The sequence below is a fragment of the Amaricoccus tamworthensis genome (assembly GCF_049800875.1).
GTDB classification, from domain to species: domain Bacteria; phylum Pseudomonadota; class Alphaproteobacteria; order Rhodobacterales; family Rhodobacteraceae; genus Amaricoccus; species Amaricoccus tamworthensis.
In genome coordinates this window covers 25,247-42,390 of sequence record NZ_JBNAFV010000015.1, presented here as the reverse complement: position 1 = coordinate 42,390, position 17,144 = coordinate 25,247, and the positions used below count along the sequence as shown (strand labels likewise).

14 protein-coding genes are annotated in these 17,144 nt (G+C 63.4%); 4 read left to right on the top strand and 10 right to left on the bottom strand.

From position 1 onward, the window contains the following. Positions 1-55: 55 nt before the first annotated feature. Complete coding sequence (locus ACP15P_RS18395; protein ID WP_424929940.1) at positions 56-2,590, bottom strand: putative bifunctional diguanylate cyclase/phosphodiesterase; 2,535 nt, start codon at positions 2,588-2,590, stop codon at positions 56-58. A 415-nt stretch (positions 2,591-3,005) separates the two neighbouring features. Here ACP15P_RS18395 and ACP15P_RS18390 point away from each other — a divergent pair, with 415 nt between their 5' ends. From ACP15P_RS18390 to ACP15P_RS18380, 3 genes are all read left to right on the top strand, one after another. Next, on the top strand, positions 3,006-4,886 hold the full coding sequence (locus ACP15P_RS18390; RefSeq protein ID WP_424929938.1) for a PhoX family protein: 1,881 nt from the start codon (positions 3,006-3,008) through the stop codon (positions 4,884-4,886). Between the two features lie 402 nt (positions 4,887-5,288). Beyond that, complete coding sequence (uxaC, locus tag ACP15P_RS18385) at positions 5,289-6,698, top strand: glucuronate isomerase (protein ID WP_424929937.1); 1,410 nt, start codon at positions 5,289-5,291, stop codon at positions 6,696-6,698. Between the two features lie 27 nt (positions 6,699-6,725). Then, entirely contained in the window at positions 6,726-8,168 is a 1,443-nt protein-coding gene (locus ACP15P_RS18380) for a mannitol dehydrogenase family protein (RefSeq protein ID WP_424929936.1), read from the top strand. 26 nt (positions 8,169-8,194) lie between these two features. On the opposite strand, the gene ACP15P_RS18375 is transcribed toward ACP15P_RS18380, so the two are convergent. Beyond that, positions 8,195-8,473 (bottom strand): hypothetical protein, encoded by a 279-nt coding sequence (locus tag ACP15P_RS18375; protein WP_424929935.1) that lies wholly within the window; start codon positions 8,471-8,473, stop codon positions 8,195-8,197. Between the two features lie 214 nt (positions 8,474-8,687). Here ACP15P_RS18375 and ACP15P_RS18370 point away from each other — a divergent pair, with 214 nt between their 5' ends. Continuing rightward, positions 8,688-10,121 (top strand): endo alpha-1,4 polygalactosaminidase, encoded by a 1,434-nt coding sequence (locus ACP15P_RS18370; RefSeq protein WP_424929934.1) that lies wholly within the window; start codon positions 8,688-8,690, stop codon positions 10,119-10,121. Positions 10,122-10,183: 62 nt separating this feature from the next. Here ACP15P_RS18370 and ACP15P_RS18365 read toward each other — a convergent pair whose 3' ends face one another. The 8 genes from ACP15P_RS18365 to ACP15P_RS18330 form a co-directional block, all read right to left on the bottom strand. Then, the gene (locus ACP15P_RS18365) at positions 10,184-10,390 is read right to left on the bottom strand and encodes a hypothetical protein (RefSeq protein WP_424929933.1); all 207 of its coding nucleotides are present in this window, start codon (positions 10,388-10,390) and stop codon (positions 10,184-10,186) included. A 93-nt stretch (positions 10,391-10,483) separates the two neighbouring features. After that, entirely contained in the window at positions 10,484-10,690 is a 207-nt protein-coding gene (locus ACP15P_RS18360; protein WP_424929932.1) for a hypothetical protein, read from the bottom strand. 408 nt (positions 10,691-11,098) lie between these two features. Continuing rightward, positions 11,099-12,163, bottom strand: a complete 1,065-nt coding sequence (locus ACP15P_RS18355; protein WP_424929931.1) for a TRAP transporter substrate-binding protein — start codon at positions 12,161-12,163, stop codon at positions 11,099-11,101. A 35-nt stretch (positions 12,164-12,198) separates the two neighbouring features. Next, positions 12,199-13,758, bottom strand: a complete 1,560-nt coding sequence (locus tag ACP15P_RS18350; RefSeq protein WP_424929930.1) for a TRAP transporter large permease — start codon at positions 13,756-13,758, stop codon at positions 12,199-12,201. Next, entirely contained in the window at positions 13,755-14,267 is a 513-nt protein-coding gene (locus tag ACP15P_RS18345; RefSeq protein WP_424929929.1) for a TRAP transporter small permease subunit, read from the bottom strand. The genes ACP15P_RS18350 and ACP15P_RS18345 overlap by 4 nt, the downstream gene beginning before the upstream one ends. Positions 14,268-14,386: 119 nt before the next feature. Continuing rightward, positions 14,387-15,229 carry an SMP-30/gluconolactonase/LRE family protein gene (locus ACP15P_RS18340; protein ID WP_424929928.1) on the bottom strand — a complete coding sequence of 281 codons (843 nt, stop codon included), beginning with the start codon at positions 15,227-15,229 and terminating at the stop codon, positions 14,387-14,389. Positions 15,230-15,235: 6 nt separating this feature from the next. Continuing rightward, complete coding sequence (locus tag ACP15P_RS18335; RefSeq protein ID WP_424929927.1) at positions 15,236-16,009, bottom strand: ATP-binding cassette domain-containing protein; 774 nt, start codon at positions 16,007-16,009, stop codon at positions 15,236-15,238. Further along, complete coding sequence (locus ACP15P_RS18330; RefSeq protein ID WP_424929926.1) at positions 16,009-17,079, bottom strand: ABC transporter permease; 1,071 nt, start codon at positions 17,077-17,079, stop codon at positions 16,009-16,011. The genes ACP15P_RS18335 and ACP15P_RS18330 overlap by 1 nt, the downstream gene beginning before the upstream one ends. Positions 17,080-17,144: the final 65 nt, after the last annotated feature.

The window sequence follows — 17,144 nt, the reverse complement described above, 5'->3', positions numbered from 1 at the left end:
AAAGCCCGCCAAAATGGCCGATTTTGCACGGGGTTTTGCCCCGCGACCGGTGTCGTCAGGCCGAGCGGTTTTTATTGGGTGGTCCGCTGTCGTTTGCGCCGGGATCGTCCTGATGGATGGTGTCCAGAAGTTCGGCGACGGAGTCGCGCGGGACGGAATGGCTGAAGTAGAACCCCTGAACCTCGGTGCAGCCCTCGTCGCGCAGACGCTGAAGCTGGCGGTCGGTCTCGACGCCCTCGGCGGTGGTGCTCATGCCGAGGCTCGCGCCGAGACCCGCGATGGCGCGGATGATGGCGGCGGCGTCGGGTGCCACGGCGATATCGTCGACGAAGGACTTGTCGATCTTGATTTTGTCGAGCGGGAATTTCTGCAGGTAGCTCAACGAGCAGTAACCGGTGCCAAAATCGTCCATCGAGATGCGCACGCCAAGCTCGCGGATGCGGTGCAGGATGCCGGTCGTGGTCTCGGTGTCCTGAAGCAGGACGGTCTCGGTGATTTCCAGTTCAAGCCGGTGCGGCTCCAGGCCTGAGCGGTTCAGCGCCATGACCACGTCCATCACCAGATCCTCGTCGCGGAACTGCATGGGCGAAAGGTTGACCGCGACGCGGATGTTCTCCGGCCAGGTTTTGGCGTCCATGCAGGCCTGCATCAGCACCCAGGAACCGATCTGGGTGATCAGGCCGGTTTCCTCGGCGACCGGGATGAAATCGTCCGGCGCGACGCGGCCGCGCTGGGGATGGTTCCAGCGGATGAGCGTCTCAAAACAGCTGACCCGGCTGGTTTCGATATTCACGATGGGCTGGTACTCGACCACGAATTCGCCGTTGGCGAGCGCGGCGCGCAGGTCGATCTCCAGAGCGCGGCGTTCCTGCATCCGCTCGTCCATGCCCGCCTCGAAGAAACGGTAGACGCCACGGCCGTCCCCCTTGGCGCGATAAAGCGCGAGGTCGGCCATTTTCACAAGCGAGTCGGCGTCATTCGCGTCCTGCGGCGCATGGGCGATGCCGATGCTGGAACCGATCACGACCTGATGGCCTTCCAGAACGTATGGCTCGCCCAGCGTGTCTATTATGCGCATTGCGAGTGCCGCCGGGGTCAGGCCGTCGCCGAAATCCTTCATGATGACGGCAAACTCGTCGCCGCCGAGACGGGCCACAAAATCCGTTTCGCGCAGTGTGCCACGCAGACGGTCGGCCACGGATTTCAGAAGCTTGTCGCCAACCGGATGGCCGAGCGTGTCATTGACCGGTTTGAACTGGTCGAGATCGAGACAGAACACGGCCAGTTCGCCACCCCGCTCCACGCCCTTGAGCGCATTGCCGAGTTCCGTGCGGAAGCTGGCGCGGTTGGGCAGGCCGGTGAGGTCGTCATAGCGGGCCATGTATTCGATTTTGGCCTCGGCCGCGCGGCGCTCGGTCACGTCCTCGAAGGTCACGACCCAACCTTCCTCGTTGCGCGGCGAGATGTGGATTGAGATGGTCTGGCCGTTGGAGAGATCATCCTGAAGCGTGCTTTCGCGGCCCGTGGACGCGGCGCGCTGATAGCGGTCCAGCAGCCTCGCAACCGTGGCGTCCCGGAAGGCGCCGGTGCCGATCATGGCCCGGACGATCCGTTCCAGCGACGTGCCATGCTCCGCGACGGAAGGGTCGAGCCGGTACATCTCAATGAAACGGTCGTTGCAGATGATGAGGTTAAAATCACCGTCGAACAGGCACAGCCCCTGGGACATGTTGTTCAGCGCGGCATCAAGGCGGCTGTTGCGTTTCTGAATCTCCGCCTCGGAACGGGCCTCAAGCTCATTCCGGGCCTGCGTGAGATCCTCCATCAGACATTTATAGCGTCGGGCCAGCTGCCCGATTTCGTCCCGGCGCTCCAGCAGGTCCTCCGGCAGGTCAACGTCGCCGGTGGCGGCGCGCCTGCTTACCATACTGTCGGCGAGCGTCACGATCGGCCGAACCACGACGTGGCGTATGGTCAACATCAGGATCTTGATGACCACCAGCGCCGATGCGGTGCCAATCACCGCCATCCGCATTGCGTGGTCCATCAGTCTGTCCATGGGCTGACTCTCATCCCATGCAACGGCGACCGAGCCGACGACCCGGTTGCCAACAATGGCCCTTACCGGCACGGCAATGAACTGGTGCGGGTGGGAATGCGCGTCGATCACCTCGCCTGCATCAATGGCGTTTGCTGCCATTTCAGCGAGCAGTTGGGTGTCGTCGCTCCCGGCCTGACCGGTCCGGTACTGCCTTAGAACCCTGCCGTCCGTGGTCTGTACGATGATGGCGGAAATCCTGGCGCCGTGACCGTCGCGCTTGTCCTGATTGTAGATAAAGTCATAGAGCACGTTTTCCAGATACTGCGTATCGCGGCGCTGGATGCCGTGACGGGCCTGCTGCGCGATGATCAGCGTCTGGTTCATGTCGGATTTGTGGACCACGTCGGTGGTGTGCCGGTACTCGGTCCAGACACCGATGCAGATCATGTAAGCGAAGGCCGCAAACAGCACGCCGGCCAGCAGGATCATCACCCTGCCGCCCAGGGACCTGCGGATCCCCGTGATTTTTGCCTTAAGCCCCGCCAGCATGCCCTATTCCGCCTTCACCTTACCGTGCAAACGGACGGGACAGCCGTGTGTGACAGCCGCATGACTGCGGGCCGCCAAACCTGTGCCAATCGCGAACCTGTCGTGTCGCATATCCGAGAACCCCATTTCCTGGCTGCGTGGCATATAGGGGCGGGGCGGTTTAATTTGAGTTATCGGGGTAGCACCAAGTATCCGGATTTTAGTTTGAAATTGAATGACTTGCGACATCAATTGTTCGCGTTCCGCCCCGTGCGGCCCGCTGCTGTTGCGAAAAATCGTGTGCTACGCGGCAAATTTCCTGCGTCAATTCCGCTCTGTGTCACGGAAACGACAAAGAGAATGGTTAATGGGCTGTGAACGAATGGACTGCCCAGCGGGGCGCCCAGCCAACACCTGTTAGCGAGGATTGACGACTATGGATATCAAATCAACCACGGACCTGTCTTGGGACGAGTTTGACGAGCTGCGCGACCCCCGCCCTGCCGGGAATGATTTTGACCGGGTTGTCGAAGCCGCTCTGTCCCGCCGTGGTTTCCTCAGCGGCGCCGTGGCCTTCGGTTCGGGTGCGATGGTATTCGGCTCCGGCGTTCTGGGCTCCGCCACTTCCGCCCAGGCACAGGCCGCAGGCTTCGCGTTTGAGCCAATTGGCACCGCGACCGATTTCGACGTTCACGTGCCGGAAGGTTACCAGTGGAAACCTCTGGTCCGCTGGGGTGACGCGCTGTTCTCCGAAGCCGACGGCGCTTATTCCCCCGAAATCGGTGTGCCGGTTGAAATGTCCGACAAGGTCTTCGGTGAGAATACCGACGGCATGGAACTGTTCGACGTGGACGGTAAGGAGATCATCACGATCAACTCCGAATACGTGAACCCGGACATCAACCTCCCCGCCGACAGCGAGGGCGTGCCGAAAAACGCTGACGAGGTAACCCTGCTGAAGAACATGCAGGGCGTAACGGTGATGGAAATCGCCGACAACGGCAACGGTTATGAGGTGGTCAAGGACAGCCCCTACAACCGTCGCATCACCCATGAGACCGAGATGACCATGGACGGCCCGGCCGCCGGGTCCGATCTCGTGAAAACCAATGCCGATCCGGAAGGCATGTCTCCCAAAGGCACCATGAACAACTGCGGTTCCGGCCGGACGCTCTGGGGCACCTATCTGACCTGTGAGGAAAACTTCAACGGTTACTTCGGTGCGACCGGCGAGTACGATGAGACTGATGGTTTCGTTCGCTACGGCATCGGTGCCGAGGGCCGTTACGCCTACGAAAAATTCGACGAGCGGTACGACCTGTCAAAAGAACCCAACGAGCCGAACCGTCATGGCTGGGTAACCGAGATCAACCCGTCCGACCCCGAAAGCACCCCGGTCAAGCACACCGCTCTGGGCCGTTTCAAGCACGAGAACGCCGCCATGGCCCAGGCCGCTGACGGTCGCATCGTGGTCTACATGGGCGACGACGAGCGTGGCGAGTTCATGTACAAGTATGTCTCGAACGGCACCTGGGCCGAGGGTCAGCCGACCGATGGTCTTCTGTCCGACGGCACCCTGTTCGTGGCGAAGTTCAACGAGGACCAAACCGGCGAGTGGCTGGCCCTGACACCGGAGTCCACCGGCATGGAACTGGCTGATCTGCTGGTGCATGCCCGTATCGCCGGCTCGAAGGTTGGTGCGACCACCATGGACCGTCCCGAGTGGATTGCCGTGAACCCGCTGAAGGCCGAGGCCTACTGCGCCCTGACCAATAACAAGAACCGTGGCGTCAAACCCAATGCCGGTGGTGACGAGACCCCGGTGGGCGGCCCGAACCCGCGTGAGACCAACAATTTCGGTCAGATCGTGCGCTGGCGCCCGGAAAACGACGACCACGGCACGGTTGATTTCACCTGGGATCTCTATGTCATGGCCGGCAACCCGGAGGTGTATGACAACGCCTATGCCGGTTCGGAAAACGTGACGCCGGGCAACATGTTCAACTCCCCCGACGGCATGATCTTCGACACCAAGGGCACGCTGTGGATCCAGACCGATGGCGACTACTCCAACGAGGGTGAGTTCGCCGGTCAGGGCAACAACCAGATGCTGGCCGGCAACACCGAAACCGGTGAGATCGCCCGCTTCCTGACCGCGCCTTACGGTGCCGAGGTAACAGGCCTGTGCTGGTCACTGGACAAGAAAGTTGCCTTCGTCGGCATCCAGCACCCCGGCGGTTCCTGGCCGGACGGTGAGGGCAAACCCCGCTCCTCCGTCATCGCCGTATGGCGTGAGGACGGCGAGGCCGTTGGCTAAGTAAGCGGTTTTTACCGAGTAATCAGTACCGACGGCGGGCGTTTCATGCGCCCGCCGTTTTTTTATGCACCGCCGTGACCCGAGGCGCGACGCGCCATGCCCGACTTTGGGAGGGCTCCGATCCGGGAGACCAGCGCGTTTCGATCAAACCCGCAGACGTGCTGAGCGAAGGCCGTCGTCGGGGATGCCCTCCCGGGGGGAAAGTCGGGCATAGCGTGTCGTGCCGACACGCCGGGAGGGTTGCGGGACCTTTGCCCCATACCCGGCGAGGCACGGGAAAACGCTCGCATTACGGGTGGTTGCCCCCCGTGGGCTTACATGCCTAAAGTGCGGCCATTCCGGAGGAGGGCCGCGACGGGTGGCCGTTCAATCAACAATGAAAACACTGAACAAAGGTGACCAATGTCCCTGACCGATCCACATCGTCTGTTTCCCACCGACCCCGCGACGCGGGGGATTGCGCGCAGGCTGTTCAACAGCCTGGAAGGCGTGCCGATCATCAGCCCGCACGGGCATTGCGACCCGCGCTGGTTTGCGGAAAACGGCCGTTTCCCCAACCCGGCGGAGCTGTTCGTGATCCCCGACCATTACGTGTTCCGGATGCTGGCAAGCCAGGGCGTGCCGATGACCGATCTGGGGATTCCGCGCATCGATGGCGGTGAGACGGAGACCGATCCGCGCGCGATCTGGCGGCGGTTTGCGGAACACAAGCACCTGTTCCGGGGCACGCCATCGGGCATGTGGCTCGACCATTCCTTCGAGCATCTGTTTGGCCTGACCGAGCGTCTGAGCGCCGGGACGGCGGACATGTACTACGACCATATCGACGCGAAACTGGCGACCGAGGAGTTCCGGCCGCGCGCGCTGTTTGAGCGCTTCAACATCGAGGTTCTGGCCACGACCGAGGGCGCGCTGGATGACCTGAAATGGCATAAGGCGATTAAGGAAAGCGGCTGGTCCGGCAATGTTGTCACAACCTACCGGCCCGATGCGGTTGTGGACCCGGAATTTGAGGGCTTTGCGGACAATATCGGCAAACTCTCGGATCTGACCGGCGAGGATGCGACCGCCTGGGACGGCTACCTGGCGGCGCACCGGGCGCGGCGGGCCTATTTCCAGGAACATGGCGGCGCGGTGGCCTCCGACCACGGCCACGCCACGGCCCGTACGGCGAACCTTGGGAAAGCGGATGCGGCGGCGCTGTTTGCAAAGGCGCTGAAGGGCGAATGCTCGGCGGAGGAGGCGGATCTGTTCCGCGGCCAGATGCTGACGGAGATGGCGCGGATGAGCCTCGACGATGGCATGACGCTGCAAATCCATGCGGGTTCACGGCGCGGGCATTCGGCGCAGGTCGCGGCAAAGCATGGACGGGACATGGGCTTCGACATCCCGGGCCGTACGGATTACGTGGGCGCGCTGAAACCGCTGCTCGACGAGGTGGGGCTGGAGCCGAACCTCACGGTTATCCTGTTCACATTGGACGAGACGGTGTATGGCCGCGAACTGGCGCCGCTGGCCGGGGCCTATCCGGCGCTGAAGCTGGGCCCGCCCTGGTGGTTCTTCGACAGCTATGAGGGCATCAAGCGGTTCCGGGAGACCACGACCGAGACCTGCGGCTTCTACAACACCGCCGGTTTCAATGACGACACGCGGGCGTTCTGTTCCATTCCGGCGCGCCATGACGTGGCCCGGCGCACGGATTGCGCGTATCTCGCGGAACTGGTCGCGACCGGGCGGCTGCATGAGGATGAGGCGTTTGAGGTCGCGCGTGAACTGACATACGACCTGGCGAAAAGCGCCTACGGGCTGTGAGCCCCAACGGATAACAGGGAGACAACCGTGACAACAGTAACTGACAGACGCCTTGAGCGTGGGGATGCCGTGCGGCCCGCCGCCAGCATCGTGCATCTGGGGCCGGGCGCGTTTTTCCGGGCATTCAATGCGGTCTACACCGCCGACGCGATGGAGGCGGAAGGCGGCGACTGGGGGATTGTGGCCGTCAGCCTCAAAAGTCCGACCGCGCGGGACCAGCTCAAACCGCAGGACGGGGTCTACACCTCGGTCAGCCTGACGCCCGAGGGCGCGGAATACCGGGTGATCCCCTCCATTGTGGACGTGCTGGTGGCACCTGAGGACCCGGAGGCGGTGCTGGAGGCGATGACAGCCCCGGCCACAAAAATCGTGTCGCTGACCGTGACCGAAAAAGGCTACTGCCACGAGCCGTCGACGGGGCGGCTGAACCTCAAGCACCCCGATATTGCCCATGACCTGGGTGGAGGTGCGCCGCGTTCCGCGCCGGGTTTCCTGGTGGAGGCACTGGCACGGCGGCGGGCGGCGGGACTTGCGCCGTTTACGGTTCTCTCCTGCGACAACCTGCCCTCGAACGGGCATCTGGCAAAGGCCATCGTGCTGGAATTTGCACGCAACCGCGATGCGGACCTGGCCGACTGGATCGAGGCGAATGTGCCTTTTCCCGCGACGATGGTCGACCGGATCACGCCCGCGACGACGGAAAGCGACGTGGAGGATCTGGCGGCGGCACAGGGCTATGCCGATCCGGGCTGCGTTCTGCATGAGCCGTTCCGGCAGTGGGTGATCGAGGATGATTTCGTCGCCGGTCGCCCGGCCTGGGAAGCGGGCGGCGCGCAGTTTGTGTCCGCGGTCGAGGCGCATGAAAACATGAAGCTGCGCTGTCTCAACGGGACGCATTCGACGCTGGCCTATCTCGGCTATCTGGCGGGATATGAGACGGTCGCGGAAACCGTGGCCGATCCGGCCTTCGCGAAACTCTGCCAGAAGCTCTGGCGCGAAGAGATCGTGCCGACGCTCGAAAAGCCCGAGGGCGAGGATCTGGAGGCCTATTGCGCGGCACTGCTCGAACGCTACCGCAACCCGGCCATCCGGCACCGCACCTGGCAAATCGCGATGGACGGCTCGCAGAAGCTGCCCCAGCGGATTTTGGGCACGGTGGCCGACAATCTCGCCGCCGAAAACCAGCCATCAGGCCTGATTTTGGCGGTGGCGGCCTGGATGCGCTATGTCGGCGGCGTGGATGAGAAGGGTGCCGTGATTGACGTGCGCGACCCGCTGGCCGACCGGCTGAAGGCGGCCTCTGACGGCGCGGCGGATGACGCGGCCACGGTCGATGCGCTGCTCGCGGAGCGGGAGGTGTTCAGCCCCGAACTCGCCGGTGATGCCCGGTTCCGGGACGCCCTGGTTAAGGCCTATTCGGACCTGAAAGCGCGGGGCTCGGCGGCGGTTGTGGCGGAGTTCGTCGCGTAAGGTCCAGGCGGGGAGCGGTGCGCCCCCTACTCCTCTGCGCGGTTCACCAGGGCATCGAACATGGCCTGCTGAACGGCCTCGGGCGTGGGGTGTCCGGTTGAGGGGCCGGTGGTCGGGACGAACTCACCACGGGCCTGTTTCCCGGCCCGGTAGGCGGCGAATTCATCCTCGCTGACATGCCCGTCACTGTTCAGGTCGAGCGCCTTCATCGCCTCGCTGGCATCGAAGTTTTTGAGCGTATCGGAGTCGAGACGCTGCGGGCCGGCACCGGGGTTTGCGGGCGCGACCGGAGGTGGGATTTTCATGACCGCTTCCTTCCGTTGCGGTGTGGAGATTGACCGCAGGGGACCAGACCGGGTTTAAGATCGTACTAACCGTTATCAGGCCGTCACGTTAACCAGTGTAAAGATGGATGGGGCGCCAGTTAGGCCCCCGTTAGGAATTTGAACCACATCCTGCCGCCACGTGCTGGCGGGGTGGCATGGGGCTGCAAAGCCCGGAAAGAGTTGTGGGAATTGCATGTCCAATCCTTTGAAATCCGTTGATGGATGGCTCTATTTTCTCGGCGATGTCGGGGAGGCGGAGGCCCAGGCCATCGGGGCGGATACCTCGCCGCTCGTGGTGATTGACCGCACCGACCTGTCGGGCGACACGCCGCGCGACCACACCCCGGACGATCTCGACGTCATGCGGGGCGGGCGGGAGAAGCTGATCACCAGCTATCTCAGCATCGGTGAGGCGGAGACCTACCGGGATTACTGGGACCCCGACTGGGAGAACAGCCCGCCGGACTGGCTCGACACGGCGAACGCCAACTGGGACGGCAATATCAAGGTCGAATACTGGGATGCCGACTGGCAGGAGATCGTGTTCGACATGGTCGACAGCGCGGTCGACCAGGGCTTCAACGGGGTCTATCTCGACATTATCGACGCCTTTGAGCATTTCGAGGATGCCGCGCCGGATGCGGGCATCGATTACCGTGCGGAGATGGTCGCTTTCGTGGAGGCGATTGGCGCAAGGGCCGACGCGCGCCTGGCGGATGTGGACCCGGACCGTGAGTTCGTCATTATCGGCCAGAACGGCGCGGACCTGGTGCGCGAGGACGGCTATCTCGATGCGATCGACGGGATCGGTCAGGAGGATCTGCGCTTCATCTATGACGATCCGGATGACGAGTCCGAATTCGCGAAGCAGAGCCGGGACGACTATGAGTATGTCCTGAACCTTCTCGAACGGGCCGAGGATGCGGGGACGGAGGTCTTCGTCGTTGAGTACATGACGCAGGCCCGTCAGGAGGAGCACGCCAAAACCCTCAGTGCCGAGATGGCGGATCTGGAGGAGGCCGGCATCCCGCTCTACGTGGCCGAGAGCCGTCACCTCGACGGGATCAGCGACCAGCCCGAAGGCGGCGACGCCGTCGATGACGCGGTTTACGGCAGCGGCGGGGCGGATGAGCTTTATGGCGGTGACGGGCGCGATACGATCATCGGCCGCAAGGGCCACGACACCATCGCCGGGGGCGACGGGCGCGACCATCTGCGCGGGCATTCAGGGCGCGACGAGCTGTTTGGCGAGGGTGGCAATGACAAACTCGGCGGCGGGCGCGGGCATGACTGGCTGGAGGGCGGCAAGGGACGCGACCGGCTGGAAGGCGGGCGGGCCGACGACATGCTGCTGGGCGGGCGGCATGACGACACCCTGATCGGCGGTCGCGGCGATGATGAGCTGAGCGGCGGCGACGGGGCCGATCACTTCGTCTTCAAGGGCCGGTTCGGCCATGACGTGATCACGGATTTCGAGATCGGCATCGACACCCTTCACGTTAAGGGCGCGGGAGACTGGGACGCGACGGAAACCGAAGACGGGGTGTTAATAGAATACCGGGGGGGCAAAAGCCTGGAGTTTACAGGGGTGGGACTGGATCAGCTGGACGATCTTCCCGGCCTGTGAACCTGGCCTCCGGTTCGGCGGGCCTGCCATCTACGGGTCGATGGCAGGTCCGCTGTAGTTTTTCAGACGTCCTCCGGCCCGGCGCCGGGGGTGCGGCACTGCCATGACGTGACCTGCCAGCCGGGATGGCCCTCCGACCAGGTCGCGAGGCGCGTGGGCCCCATCAGCAGACAGGCCGTTTGGGGCATGTCCAGAAGCAGCAGCGAGTAATCCTCGCACCTCTCCAGGTCAGCGGTCAGGCAGGCGACAAAGGCAAGTTCGATCATCATTCGGGCGCTCCTCCCGGTCGGGTGGAGCATGATCGGAGCAATCCGCGCCGATGGGCAAGGCAAAAAATGGTGATCGGGTTGGAGCCCGCCGGTTCAGATCTCGGCCGTGCGGGTGTCATGCACCTGACAGCGCCAGGATTTGATCTCCCAGCCCGGGTGCTGTTCGGTCCAGCTGGCCAACTGGGCCTGGCCCTGCATCATGCAGGCCATGACCGGCACATCCACATAGAGCAGCGACCTGTCCCGGCAGGTGTCGGGCTCTGTGGCGATACAGGCAACGAATGCGAGTTCGATCATCATCTGGCAGTCCTTCCGTCAGGCATGGGGACCAGGGGGGCAGGCTGCATGTCGAGCGGTTCTTCCGCCGCTTTGGAGCACGCGGGGGGCAGGCGCGGTCCGGGGGAACAGTGTGTCTGAGGAAACCCGAATATGATTGGGATTTGATTAAAAGGTCTGGCAGTGCGCCGGAGCAGCGATTTTGCTGCAATGCACAATTTTCAACGGAATTCGCCGGAGTTTGGGCAGGAATTCAGCGTAATGTTTGGTATTGTTGGGGGGGTTGCGGTGCGGCAACCGGGCCCTTGAGTCGGCCACCGCCCATCCGTTGAGGGCAGCGACGGCCGCGGGCGAAGCGGAGCGCCGCCCATGGGGGGGGCGGCGCTGCCCGGCGTTGCCGCCGGGCAAAAGGGGTGAATTAACACCCGGTATTTACATCCGCTGCGTGAAGGTCGGGCCCTTGACGGCCGTGGCGTAGTCCTTCGAGAGATCAAGAAATGCGTTGTAGCTTTCCTCGACCTTCGCGAAATCCGGGTTCGCGGCGGAGTTCTCGGCCATCACCTCAGCGGATGCGCTCTTCAGTGCGGCGATCACGTCGTCCGGGAACTGGGCGAAGGTGACACCGGCCTCCTGAAGCTGGCGCATGGCCGTGGCGTTGAAATAGTCGAACTGCGCCAGCGACGCGGATTCCGCCGCCTCGGCCGCGGCGGAGACAATCGCCTGAAGATGCGGGGGCAGGCTGTCCCAGGCGTCCTGGTTGACGACGATCTCAAGACCGGCCGAGGGCTCGTGGAAGGCGGGCACGTAGCAGTACTGCGCGACCTTCTGAAGGCCAAACGCCTGGTCGAGCATCGGGCCCACCCATTCGGCGGCATCGATAGTCCCGGACTGGAAGGCGGGGAAAATTTCCGGAGGCGGCAGGAGAACCGCGTTCACACCGACCCGGCGCATGGCCTCGCCGCCGAGACCCGCAATACGCATGTTCAGACCGGCCAGATCATCCACGCTTTCAATCGGGTTCTTGAACCAGCCTGCGGCCTGGATGCCGGAATTGCCGCTGTAGAACGGCTTGAGGCCACGGGCCGCGTAAATCTCGTCCCAGATCTCCTGACCCCCACCGTGGCGCAGCCACGCGGCGGTTTCCACGGCGGTCATGCCAAACGGCACGGCGGAGAAGAAATGCAGCGCGCTGTTTTTCGAGGCGGCGTAGTAGGGCGTGGAGTGACCAATCTCGGCCGTACCCTGCTGCACCGCGTCCTCAACACCGAAGGGCGGGACAAGTTCACCGCCGGAGAACACCTTGAGCGTCAGCTGCCCGTCGGACATGGCGTTCACGCGCTCGGCAAAGTTGGTGACATTGGTGCCGACGCCGGGCGCGTTGGACGGGAAGGAGGTGGGCAGCTTCCATTCCAGTTTGCCCTGGGCCACGGCGGGCGCGGCTAGTGCGGCGGCCGGTGCCGCGACCGCGGCGGTTTGCAGGAATTCACGACGTTTCATGCGGGAGTCCTCCCCTGTTTGGTGACGTTATGGTTTCAGAAAATCGCGTTGGGCAGCCAGGTGGCCAGGCCCGGGAACATGACGAGCACGGCAATGGCGGCAAGCTGGAGCGCCACGAACGGAATGATGGCGCGATAGATGGTCATGCCGGTAATCTCCGGCGGCGCGACCGAACGGAAATAAAACAGCGCAAAGCCGAAGGGCGGCGTGATGAATGACGTTTGCAGGTTCATGGCAATCAGGACGGCGAACCAGACCGGGCTGATGTCGGACTGGAGAATCACCGGCCCCACAATGGGAATGACAATGAAAATAATCTCCACGAACTCGAGCACGAAACCAAGCAGGAAAACCACCAGCATGGTGATGGCGAGCATCCCCCAGACACCTCCGGGCAGGCCGGTGAGAAACTCCTCAATGATCACGTCGCCCTCGAACCCGCGAAACACCAGCGCCAGAACGCTGGCCGCGACGATGATGCCGAAGACCATGCCGGAGATGACCAGCGTTTCGGTCATGGCGGGCACCAGCACGCGGTTGCGGTGCAGCCCGATGGCGGCAAACCCCACGCCCGCGATCAGCACGGCCATGAGCGCCAGGGTCACGATGGTCTGACCCGTCCAGGTGATCCGCCCCGCCTCAAAAGTCGCGCCGATAAGGTCAAACCGGCGCAGCACCAGCAGGGCGAGTGCGAAAACCGCGGTGGCAATGGCAACGCCCGCATGGGCGCGGGAATGTTTCGCCCCGGCGATCAGGACGGTGCCGGCCACACCAATCCCCGCCGCTTCGGTCGGCGTGGCGACACCCGCGAGGATAGAGCCGAGCACGGCGCAAATGAGCGAAAAGGTCGGCAGAATGTCGAGGATCAGCCCCCCCGCCCCCGGCACCGGCCCGGTCTCCACCGGTGTGGGCCGCTCGCGGTCCTGGCCGCGCAAGCGGAAGAAAACATAGATGCCGTAAAGCGCCACGAGCAAAAGCCCCGGAAACAGCGCCCCGGCAAACAAATCCCCCACCGTCACCGGATCGGGCGCGAAATTGCCCGCGGCCTGCTGCGCCTCGATATAGGCGTTGGAGACCTGGTCGCCGAGCAGGATCAGCACGATCGAGGGCGGAATGATCTGGCCCAGCGTCCCGCTCGCGCAGATGAGCCCCGTCGCGGTGTGTTTGTCGACCCCAGCGCGCAGGAGCGTGGGCAGGCTGATGGTGCCGAGCATGACAATCGTCGCCCCAATCACGCCGGTCGAGGCCGCGATCAGCGTCGAGACGATCAGAACCGACAGCGCCAGAACCACACGCCCGCCGCCGAACAGGCGGTTGATGCTGTCGAGCATGCGCTCCGCCTGCTGAGACCGGTCGAGCAGCACCCCCATGGCGATGAAAAGCGGCACGGCCAGCAGCAGCGGGTTTTCCATGATGCCGAACACCCGCTGCGGAATGGCCTGGAAATACACCAGGTCAAAATGCCCGAACAGCGCGGCGATGATGCCAATGGCCACGGGGATGCCGCTGATGGCGAGCATCACCGGAACGCCCGACATGATGCCGCCCAAAAGCCCCACGGCCAGACAGAGAATCCAGAACAGGTCGGTGCTCATCCCGGCGTCCCGGTCGAGTGGTCACTTGACTGCCGCGGTTTGCCAAACCAGGCCAGCCCGTGCACGAGAAACAGAACCGGCATCACCAGCAGGAAGCCGATCACCAGGAACCGCCCCGGCAGACCGCCGGTTTCCCGCGATCCCTCCAGAATGGCCCAGGAGGCGGAGACGAGCGGCCAGGAATGCCAGGCCATCAGCGCAAACACCGGCAGGGTCAGAAGCACATGCCCCAGCCCGTCGATCCGGCGGTTCACCCGGGGCGACATGCGTTCGCGCAGCACATCCACCCGCACATGCCGGTCGCGGGTCAGCGCCAACGGAATGGACAAAGCCACCACCACCGCGAAGCTGTAGGACACCGCGTCCTGCAATTCCAAAAACCCGATGCCGGTCAGATAGCGCAGCAGAACCACCAGGATCTGGCACGAGAACATCAGCCCCAGCAGAAACAGCGCCAGCACCAGCGTCGCCCGGTCCAACATGGCGGAAATTTTGGCCAGCCCAGTCACGGCCGGACCTGGTCCTGCGGTTTCATCCCAAGCGTTCCCTTCACCCACGCGATTTGCGGGCCCGTTAAATCTGAAATCGGGGCCGGGAACAATTGGGATAATTCCAGAGCGGCACGCGCTTAGACGGGGGCGTCCTTCCAGATCGCAAGCCGCCCGCCATCGCCCTCATCCGCAAACGAGGTCAGCACCATCGCGGGCCGGTCGAAGCAGGGCAGAAGCGCGGGCTTGGTCGGGGCCTCCACCGGTACCGCCCAGGTCGTCATTTCCGTCCCGTCGGGCGAGAAGCGGTAAATCACGCCACCGAACACCCCTGCGATCCAGTAGTTGCCGTCCCGGTCCAGCATACCCCCGTCCGGACGCCCGTCCAGGTCCTGGAACCTCGCGAACTCCCGGCGGTCGGAGAGATTGTCCTGAGCATCGACACTGCAGGTCCAGACGGTCTGCACCTCCATCCACGAATCCGACAGGAACAGACGGCTGTTTGCCCCGTCCCAGGCCAGCCCGTTGATGATGCGAAACCCGTCGAGGCGGGGTGTGAGCGTGCCGCGTTTGGGGTCGAACAGATACACGATCCCATTGTCGTGCTGCTTCCCCATATCCATCGTCCCGGCCCAGATCCTGCCCTGACTGTCCGTGCAGGCATCGTTGAACCGTTTGCCGTCCGGCTCCACGGAGACGAGACGGGTGAACTCCGCGCTTTCCTCATCGAACCGGAAAATCCCGGTTTCCATGCCCACCATGATGCCCTCCGGCACCACCTGGACGAAGCCGGGGATCTCGGGCGTGGTCCAGGCCCGGGTTTCGCCATCGGGGCGGGTGCGCAACAGCTGCCCGCCGTCGATATCGACCCAGAACACGGCATTATGCGCCTCCGACCAGACCGGGCTTTCGCCCAGTTTGGCGGTTTCGGTAGACAGCGGCTCAAACGCCGCCGTCGCGATTTCCAATTCCGCGCTGTCCATCGCGCTTCAAGCCGCCTCCACGCCGTCGGGCACCGCGGCGCCGGTCATGTAGGACACCGCGTCGGACATGGTGTGTTCCTTCGGGTCGATGACGCAGAGCCGTTTGGACAGGCGGTGGATGTGGATGCGGTCGGCCACCTCGAAGACATGGGGCATGTTGTGGCTGATCAGGACGATGGGGATGCCCCGCGATTTCACGTCCTGGATCAGTTCCAGCACGCGGCGGGACTCCTTCACCCCGAGCGCCGCGGTGGGCTCGTCGAGGATCACGACCTTGGAGCCAAACGCGGCGGCGCGGGCCACGGCCACACCCTGGCGCTGACCGCCCGAGAGGGTCTCGACCGCCTGGTTGATGTTCTGGATCGTCATCAGGCCAAGTTCCGAGAGCTTGTCGCGGGCGAATTTCTCCATCGCCTTGCGGTCAAGCTGGCGCAGGTACTTGCCCATGAAACCAGGTTTGCGCAATTCGCGGCCCATGAACATGTTGTCCGCGATGGAGAGCGCGGGCGACATGGCAAGCTGCTGGTAGACGGTCTCGATCCCGGCATCACGCGCATCAAGGGGCGAGTGGAACTGCACCCGTTTTCCCTCCAGATAGACCTCACCCTCATCGGGGATCACCGCCCCCGACACGGCCTTGATCATGGTCGACTTGCCCGCGCCATTGTCGCCGATCACGGCCAAAACCTCGCCGGGATAGAGCTCGAAATCCGCGTGGTCGAGTGCGGTGACCTTGCCATAGCGTTTGACAAGGTTTTTGCCCTGAAGAATGGGTTCCATTATGCCGCCACCTTTCTGATCCACTGGTCAACCGCAACCGCGCCGATGATGAGCACACCGATCAGCAGATAGGTCCATTGCGCATCGGCCCCCATGAGCCGAAGCCCCAGCGTGAACACGCCCACGATAAGTGCCCCGAAGAGCATCCCGAGAACCGAGCCGCGTCCACCGAAGAGCGAAATGCCCCCGATCACCACGGCGGTGATGCTCTCGATATTGCCAAGCTGACCGGATGTCGGGGAGACCGAGCCGATCCGCCCGATCAGCGCCCAGCCCGCAAAGGCACAGATCAGACCGGACAGCATGTAGACCGAGATCAGCACGCGATCGACCTGCACCCCGGACAGTTCCGCCGCTTCGGGGTCGTCACCGACCGCATATATATGTCGCCCATAGGCGGTGTATTTCAGCACATAGGCCAGGATCAGCACCAGCACGACCATGAAAATCGCACCGACCGTGAACACGGCCCCGCCGATGTTTATCTTGGCACCAAACAGATGCAGCAAAGGCGCCTGCTCGGCGATCTCCTGGCTGCGGATGGTCTCGTTCGCCGAATAGAGGAAGTTGGTGGCCAGAACGATCTGCCACATGCCGAGCGTCACAATGAACGGCGGCAGTTTCACCTTCGCCACAAGCCAGCCATTGATGAAGCCGCAAAGCGTGCCGACGCCAAGTCCGCCCGCCACCGCCAGGGGCACGGGAATGCCATAGCGGAATGCGAACTGGCCCATGATGACGGAGCTGAACACCATGATCGCGCCCACGCTCAGGTCGATGCCCGCCGTCAGGATGACCAGCGCCTGGGCCGCGCCGAGGATACCCACGATCTGAACCTGCTGCAGAATGAGTGTCAGGGCGAAGGGCGAAAAGAACTTCGAACCGAGCAAAAGGCCGAAGACGATGATGGCCGACACAAGCACGATCAGCGGCACAAGTGCCGGTGTTACGTGCAGCGTGTGTTGCAGCCGGTGCCCCAGACCGGTTCTTTCATCGACAAAACTGGCAACTTCCGAGGCGCTTTTCGACAGGCTTTTTTCGTAGTCCTGTCCCGTGTTGGTCTCTGACATGTTTGGTGCTCCATATCCCTGTTGGGACGCGGATTAATCCGTGCCCGGCGGCGGTATTACTGGAC

Coding starts and splice junctions, on each gene's coding strand:
- ACP15P_RS18395 (WP_424929940.1), bottom strand. CDS start 2,590: ATGCTGGCGGGGCTTAAGGCAAAAATCACGGGGATCCGCAGGTCCCTG.
- ACP15P_RS18390 (WP_424929938.1), top strand. CDS start 3,006: ATGGATATCAAATCAACCACGGACCTGTCTTGGGACGAGTTTGACGAG.
- uxaC (WP_424929937.1), top strand. CDS start 5,289: ATGTCCCTGACCGATCCACATCGTCTGTTTCCCACCGACCCCGCGACG.
- ACP15P_RS18375 (WP_424929935.1), bottom strand. CDS start 8,473: ATGAAAATCCCACCTCCGGTCGCGCCCGCAAACCCCGGTGCCGGCCCG.
- ACP15P_RS18370 (WP_424929934.1), top strand. CDS start 8,688: ATGTCCAATCCTTTGAAATCCGTTGATGGATGGCTCTATTTTCTCGGC.
- ACP15P_RS18365 (WP_424929933.1), bottom strand. CDS start 10,390: ATGATGATCGAACTTGCCTTTGTCGCCTGCCTGACCGCTGACCTGGAG.
- ACP15P_RS18360 (WP_424929932.1), bottom strand. CDS start 10,690: ATGATGATCGAACTCGCATTCGTTGCCTGTATCGCCACAGAGCCCGAC.
- ACP15P_RS18355 (WP_424929931.1), bottom strand. CDS start 12,163: ATGAAACGTCGTGAATTCCTGCAAACCGCCGCGGTCGCGGCACCGGCC.
- ACP15P_RS18350 (WP_424929930.1), bottom strand. CDS start 13,758: ATGAGCACCGACCTGTTCTGGATTCTCTGTCTGGCCGTGGGGCTTTTG.
- ACP15P_RS18340 (WP_424929928.1), bottom strand. CDS start 15,229: ATGGACAGCGCGGAATTGGAAATCGCGACGGCGGCGTTTGAGCCGCTG.
- ACP15P_RS18335 (WP_424929927.1), bottom strand. CDS start 16,009: ATGGAACCCATTCTTCAGGGCAAAAACCTTGTCAAACGCTATGGCAAG.
- ACP15P_RS18330 (WP_424929926.1), bottom strand. CDS start 17,079: ATGTCAGAGACCAACACGGGACAGGACTACGAAAAAAGCCTGTCGAAA.